8 protein-coding genes are annotated in these 6,266 nt (G+C 63.5%); 7 read left to right on the top strand and 1 reads right to left on the bottom strand.

The window, feature by feature from the left end; genetic code table 11:
* Positions 1–171: 171 nt before the first annotated feature.
* From K309_RS0133415 to sctT, 7 genes are read left to right on the top strand one after another with little or no spacing between them, the layout of a single operon-like run.
* Positions 172–570, top strand: coding sequence for a type III secretion protein HrpB2 (locus K309_RS0133415; RefSeq protein ID WP_029050290.1), 399 nt, complete (start codon positions 172–174; stop codon positions 568–570).
* A gap of 57 nt (positions 571–627) precedes the next feature.
* On the top strand, positions 628–1,446 hold the full coding sequence (gene sctJ / locus K309_RS0133410) for a type III secretion system inner membrane ring lipoprotein SctJ (protein WP_035878804.1): 819 nt from the start codon (positions 628–630) through the stop codon (positions 1,444–1,446).
* An 11-nt stretch (positions 1,447–1,457) separates the two neighbouring features.
* On the top strand, positions 1,458–2,279 hold the full coding sequence (locus K309_RS0133405) for a type III secretion protein HrpB4 (protein WP_232232619.1): 822 nt from the start codon (positions 1,458–1,460) through the stop codon (positions 2,277–2,279).
* On the top strand, positions 2,264–3,133 hold the full coding sequence (gene sctL / locus K309_RS38595) for a type III secretion system stator protein SctL (RefSeq protein WP_035878802.1): 870 nt from the start codon (positions 2,264–2,266) through the stop codon (positions 3,131–3,133). Before K309_RS0133405 ends, sctL begins: the two co-directional genes overlap by 16 nt.
* Positions 3,134–3,153: 20 nt before the next feature.
* The gene (gene sctN, locus K309_RS0133390) at positions 3,154–4,512 is read left to right on the top strand and encodes a type III secretion system ATPase SctN (RefSeq protein ID WP_051320754.1); all 1,359 of its coding nucleotides are present in this window, start codon (positions 3,154–3,156) and stop codon (positions 4,510–4,512) included.
* Positions 4,513–4,516: 4 nt separating this feature from the next.
* Complete coding sequence (locus tag K309_RS0133385) at positions 4,517–5,056, top strand: type III secretion protein (protein ID WP_029050286.1); 540 nt, start codon at positions 4,517–4,519, stop codon at positions 5,054–5,056.
* Positions 5,057–5,096: 40 nt separating this feature from the next.
* Complete coding sequence (gene sctT, locus K309_RS0133380; protein ID WP_029050285.1) at positions 5,097–5,912, top strand: type III secretion system export apparatus subunit SctT; 816 nt, start codon at positions 5,097–5,099, stop codon at positions 5,910–5,912.
* A gap of 95 nt (positions 5,913–6,007) precedes the next feature.
* Here the strand turns inward: sctT and K309_RS38590 are convergent.
* Positions 6,008–6,266 (bottom strand): transposase (locus K309_RS38590; protein ID WP_035878800.1); only part of this gene is annotated, 259 nt, incomplete at its 5' end.

The following is a 6,266-nucleotide window of genomic DNA, read 5'->3' as shown; positions in this document are numbered from 1 at the left end:
GGCGCCTTCGAGGTGCCACCATCCATTACCGCGCTCGATGACGAGTTGCCCGCCGTGGCCTCGTCATTGCCTGCGACCGTAGGCGATGGCTATGACGCGCTCACGCAAGGGTATCTCCGCGCCTGAGGCGGCGTGGCTGCGTCGTCGACCGCTTACAGCAAGAGGCTCACCATGGCATTTTTTGTCACGAACCAGAAGATCGCGGTCGCGCTACGAGCGGCTGCGCCCGAATCGCCCGGTGCCGGAGGGGGGGCGTCGCTGCAACAGGCCGGCGACCGTTTCAAGGTGCTGATGCAGAATCCGCGCATGTCGCCGCCCCATCACGGTGGCGACATGCGTACGAATGTGATCGCGAAGATGGCGGCGGCCCAGGACGCGGAGATCCAGAAGTCAGTGAACGACGTGCTTGCGCTGTCCGGCCAGGCGGACCGCATGTCGGTGCAGGAAATGACAGCTGCGGCGATGAAAGCGGCGCTCGAACTCGCCAGCACGCAGCTCGACATGGAGGCTAAGATGAGTTTGGTCAAGTCGTCGAAGTCGTCGGTCGAAACGTTGATGAAGAATCAATAGGTCATGCGCAAAGCCACGCAAGGGAAGAATGCAGCAGCCGGGCCGCTCATGCGCACTATGCGAGCCGCTCGCACCATCCGCGCGGTCGCGCTAGCGCATGCGCTTGCCGGCTGCATCGCGCTGGCAGGCTGCCAGGAGGAGCTGTATCGCAACCTAACCGAACAGGATGCGAATGAGATGTTGGTGGCGTTGCTTGAGCAGAGCGTCGACGCCTCGAAGAACACCATCGACAATGGCAAGACTTGGACGCTGGAGGTCGACGACAGGCAATTGGTTCGCGCGATGCAGGCTCTGCGCGAGCGCGGCCTGCCCCACAGCCGGTATGACGATCTTGGCAGCCTCTTCAAGAAAGACGGCCTCGTGGCAACGCCGACAGAGGAACGCGTGCGCTTCATTTATGGCTTGTCGCAGGAACTTTCCGCGACGCTTTCGAAGATCGACGGCGTCATCGTCGCGCGCGTGCAGATCATGCTTCCCAACAACGATCCGCTTGCGCAGCAGAAGAAGCCTTCTTCAGCATCGGTGTTCGTCAAGTACCGGTCGGATTCCGACGCGAACGCGCTGGTGCCGCAGATCAAGACGCTCGTGATGCACAGCGTCGAAGGACTGACCTACGACGCTGTGAGCGTGACTGCGGTAGCGGCTGATCCGATCGATCTGTCGAAGTCGGCGCAGACGCAGGTATCGCGGTTGCCCACGTTGATCGCAGCGGCGCTGGTGTTGCTCATCGGCGCGGTGAGTCTGTTTCTGTGGCTGTGGCTGCGGCGCGGCATGCCGGCCGAGCGCGCAAGCGCGTGGCTTTATTCGCGGATTCACGCGCGAATGAATGCGCTCGTCGGCAGGTGGCGGCGAGCGAAACCTTCTTCTGCCACGTAATGGCATCATCCATGGTTTCTTTGTCCACGATTTCGGCATCGGAGTCCGTGGCGTTTGGTGCGGTCTCGTCTGTCGCGTCCCTCGCAGCATTTCCGTTTGCGCGCACTGCTGCCGCGCTCGCCGCGTGGCGGCGCAACGCAATCGAGGTCGCGCGCTGGGCACATCCGTCGTCTTGGGCGCCAGCGCTCGATGTGAAGCCCGCCCTGATGTCCGCGTCATTCGACGGGCTGCGTGAAGCGCTGGCCAGCACGAGCGCCGGCTCGCTCGCCGCCTGTTCGCGAGCGCTGTTGCGTGCAGCGGACGTCGCAACGCCCGAGTTTGACAGCTGGCGTGCGCTTGATCCAGCCGTGCTCGACGCATTGCCCGTGGACGACGGTTTGCGCGTGCTGCGCCTGCGCGCGCTGCTAACGCGCCGCGCCGAAGTGAGGAGGCTGGTCGACAAGCGGATCCGCCGCCGGCTCGCGCAATGGGTCGGCGTACCGCTCGAGCGGCTGAGTGCCGCATCTCTCCATGGCACGGAGCATCTTTCAGCTAACGCGACCGATCTAGCGCGTCTTGTCGCCAGCGGACAACTGCCGCCCCTCGAAGAAATCGACGAAGAGCGGCTGGCCTGCGAGGGCTATACGCTGATCGCGCGGGACATGCATGAGGCGGCACAGTCCGCGATGCCAGCACGCGCTACTTCCCCATGCTCACTGTTGCGCCTCGCGTTGCCGCGCGACATGCCGCCGTGGCCAGCGGGGAGCGTGCGCGAACTCGACGTGAATGGCACCGCGCTTCTCTTTGCGCGACTTCCCGAACTGCTTCCGGAGTGGGCATGGCTATTTGGCTGAGATCAGACCGATTGCTCTGTGCGGACCGCGGCAGCCACGACGAGCGACGCGGCGGTGGGCATGTCGGCGCGCATGCGGATGTCGTGCCGCGTGCCGCCTTCGGGGCGATGATGGAGCTAGACGCCGCCTACTCGCAGCTTGCCACCGATCGCGGCACCACACTCGCCGCCGCGCGCGACGAGGCGGTGGCGATCATCGCCGCGGCCCGAGCAGAAGTTGAAACGATTCGCGCCGCCGCGCGCGACGAGTATGATCATGCCGCCACGCGCGGTTACCGCGACGGCGAGCAGCGAGCGCTCGCGGACTGGATGGAGCGGCTTGCCGATACAGGCACCGTGCAACGCCTGGCACAACTGAAAATGCGCGAGCGGATTGCGAGCATCGTCACCATGGCCGTCGAGCAGATTGTCCAGGTCCAGCGGGCTGATCAGCTGTTCGAGCGGGCGCTGTCCGCGGTGGACCGCATCGTCGAAGGCGCGACGTGGCTGCGCGTCGCCGTGAGCCCATTCGACTACGATAAGGCCTGCGTCGCGTTCGAACGGCTCTGCGCGCGTTGGCGCGATCTCGGCAGGCCGTTTCCCCTGTCGGTTGTCGCGGACAAGCGGCTCGCGCCCGGCAGTTGCCTGTGCGAGTCCGATTTCGGCGCGATCGATGCAAGCCTTGCGACGCAAATTCGAGCTATGCGGCTTGCGGTCGCGCGCGCGCTCAAGCACTCGGCGGGCGAACTGAGCGGACTCGCGTCGTATGTCGCCACAGCGGCGGGCAATGCGACGGCACCGGAAGAAGCAACGGCGTGCCGCCACGCCGCTGAACTCGCCGATGCAGGCCACGGCTACGACGAGGGCTGGCGATGACCTCGCCGCGTGCGGCCAGCATGTCCCGCATTGGCCATGCGTACGACGTCGACAACTGCCACGATGTGCAACGCCTCGCCGATGCGATCGAACAGGAAATTTTGTCGACACAGAGCATCGCGCGGACCGGCAAGGTCCTCGAGGTTATCGGCATGCTCGTCAAGGTAGCGGGGCTCGATGTGACGCTTGGGGAGCTGTGCGAGCTGCGCGCGCCGGACGGAGAACTACTTCAGCATGCAGAAGTAATCGGCTTCACGCAGCATGTCGCGCTTCTGTCGCCGTTCTCGCGGCTCGCTGACATTTCGCGTTCCACGCGCGTCGTGGGACTGGGTCGTTCACTGACGGTTCCGGTGGGGGACGCGCTGCTGGGGCGCGTGATCGATAGCCTCGGCGAGCCGATCGACGGACTCGGGCCGGTTTACACTAACGAAGACCGCCCGGTGTTTGCGAATCCGCCTTCGCCGATGAGGCGGCGCATGATCGACACGCCACTTGCTACCGGCGTGCGCGCCGTCGACAGCATGATGACGCTCGCTGAAGGGCAGCGCATGGGCATTTTTGCGCCGGCCGGCGTCGGCAAGAGTACGTTGCTCGGCATGTTCGCGCGGGGCGCGCAATGCGACATGACCGTGATCGCGCTGATCGGCGAGCGGGGCCGCGAAGTGCGCGAGTTCGTCGAGCTGATTCTCGGTGCCGATGGCATGGCACGGTCTGTCGTTGTCTGCGCGACGTCGGACCGCTCGTCGATCGAGCGTGCTAAGGCCGCGTACGTAGCGACAGCGATTGCCGAGCACTTTCGCGACCGCGGGCAGCGCGTGCTGCTGATGATGGATTCACTCACGCGTTTTGCGCGCGCGCAGCGCGAGATCGGCCTGGCGGCCGGCGAGCCGCCCGCCAGGCGCGGCTTTCCACCGTCGATCTTCGCCGAGTTGCCGCGGCTACTTGAACGCGCAGGCATGGGCGAGCACGGTTCGATCACGGCGCTCTACACAGTGCTCGCCGAAGACGATTCGGGCAACGATCCGATCGCCGAGGAAGTCCGCGGAATTGTCGACGGACACATGATCCTGTCGCGCGAAATCGCTGCAAAAAGCCAGTATCCCGCAATCGACGTGCTCGCGAGTCTCTCGCGCGTGATGCCGCAAGTCATGACCGACGACTATGTTCGCGCGGCGGCCCGGCTGCGCGATCTGCTGTCCAGGCATCGCGAGGTTGAGCTACTGTTGCAGATAGGCGAATATCAGGCTGGCGGCGACCCGCTTGTCGACGAGGCGATTCGCAAGATCGACGCGATCCGCACCTTCTTCAATCAGGCGACAAACGAATTCGCCGCGCCGCAGGACACCGAGGCGCGGCTCTTCCAACTCGCGAACAGCTAACCCGATGAGCGTGCAGCAAAGTCCGGAGACGGCACGTCGGCGCGTGGCCGCGCTTGAATTGACGCTCGGCCGCCGCGAGCGGCTCGAGCGTAGCCTGCAGGCAGGCGTGTTGGCCGCGCGTGACGCGCATGCCAAGGCAGTCGCGCAGCGAGGCGCGCAACTCGCACGCACCGAAGCGGAACGCGAGCAGTTGCGCAGCTTCCACGCAAAGATCGCGCACATGATGACGGGCGGCAACGCCTTCCAGTTGACGGATCTCAATGCGACGATGCACCATGCCGATTTCGTCGCCGTGCGTGTCCAGCAGATGGAAGGAGAACTCGCCGCGCTCGACACGCTCTTGCGCAGCAAGGCCGACGACCTCGCCGTGGCCACGCGCGCGCATGCCCTGAATCGCAGCCGCATCGATATATGCAGCGAGCGCATTGCCGGGTTGCGCGTCGCGCTAGACAGCCACGTAACGGACGCAGGCGACGAGGACGCCGAAGAAGCTGCGCTGGCCCGTCTGCGTTTTACCTCGCGTGGGCATGGCGCGATGGTGTAACGACGTCGACGCAGCGATTTTCGATCTGTTGAACATCCATATGTACGACGCCCTCATCACGCTGCCGCAGTTTGGCGCCTCGCTGATTCGTTCGCTAACTATGCTAGGCGTGTGCTCGGTGCGGCTCTTCGTTATGCTCTACCTATTTCCGCCCACTGCTGACGGCATCCTGCAAGGCGTGCTGCGTAACGGCATCGTGCTGCTGTTTAGCGCGTTTATCGCTTATGGTCAGCCCGTTTCGCTGTATACGTCACTGACCGGCACGTCGCTCGTCGTTATTGGCCTGCGCGAGGCGGCCATCGGGCTGGTGCTGGGTTTTTCAGCATCCACGGTGTTCTGGGTGGCGGAAGGAGCCGGCATTTACGTTGACAACCTGGCCGGCTACACCAATGTGCAGATCGCCAACCCGCTGCGCGAGGAACAGTCCACGCCCACCGGCACACTACTCGCGCAGATAGCGAGCGTCGCGTTCTGGACCTTCGGAGGCATGACGTTCCTGCTCGGTGCGCTTTACGAATCGTATCACTGGTGGCCGCTTAGCGCGGCGACGCCGGTGCCCGCCAACGTGCTGGAAAGCTTCGTGCTGCAACAGACGGACTTGCTGATGCAGACGACTGCGAAGCTCGCCGCACCGATGACCCTGATACTCCTGCTCGTTGATTTCGCGTTCGGCTTCATGGCAAAGTCGTCGGAAAAACTCGAACCGATGACGCTCAGCCAGCCGGTCAAAGGTGCGCTTACGGTGATGATGCTCGCGCTGTTTGTTGGCATTTTCGTCGACCAGATTCGCGACCAACTCGTTCTATCGAGTCTCGGCGAACAGTTGCGCTCAATCGCCGGCACTGTGCGCAAATAATGGGAGGCGAGCGGCCCCAATTTCTCAACGTGCATCACGTGCACATGTAGCCGTCATACTTGTTGAGGATGTGCTTCACACGCCTTGATAAGTATTCACGAGAAACTGATTTCAAATTTTGAGCCATAGCCGGAGAGAAGCTTGTCGATCTCCGCATCGATGGTTTCCTTGGTCCAAGTGACAAATCGTCGCCAGTGGCTCTTGGCGTGTTTCCAGACGATTTCGATCAGGTTGAGTTCGGGGCTGTAAGGAGGGAGATGGAAGAGAATCATGCGGTGCTCGAACAGCCAGCGATCAAGGACTTCCTGCTCGATGGCGTGGTGGATCTTCGCGTTGTCGAGCACCACGACCGTG

Source organism: Cupriavidus phytohabitans, from assembly GCF_000426345.1.
Classification (GTDB): Bacteria; Pseudomonadota; Gammaproteobacteria; order Burkholderiales; family Burkholderiaceae; genus Cupriavidus.
This window is presented reverse-complemented; position numbering and strand designations above follow the sequence as displayed.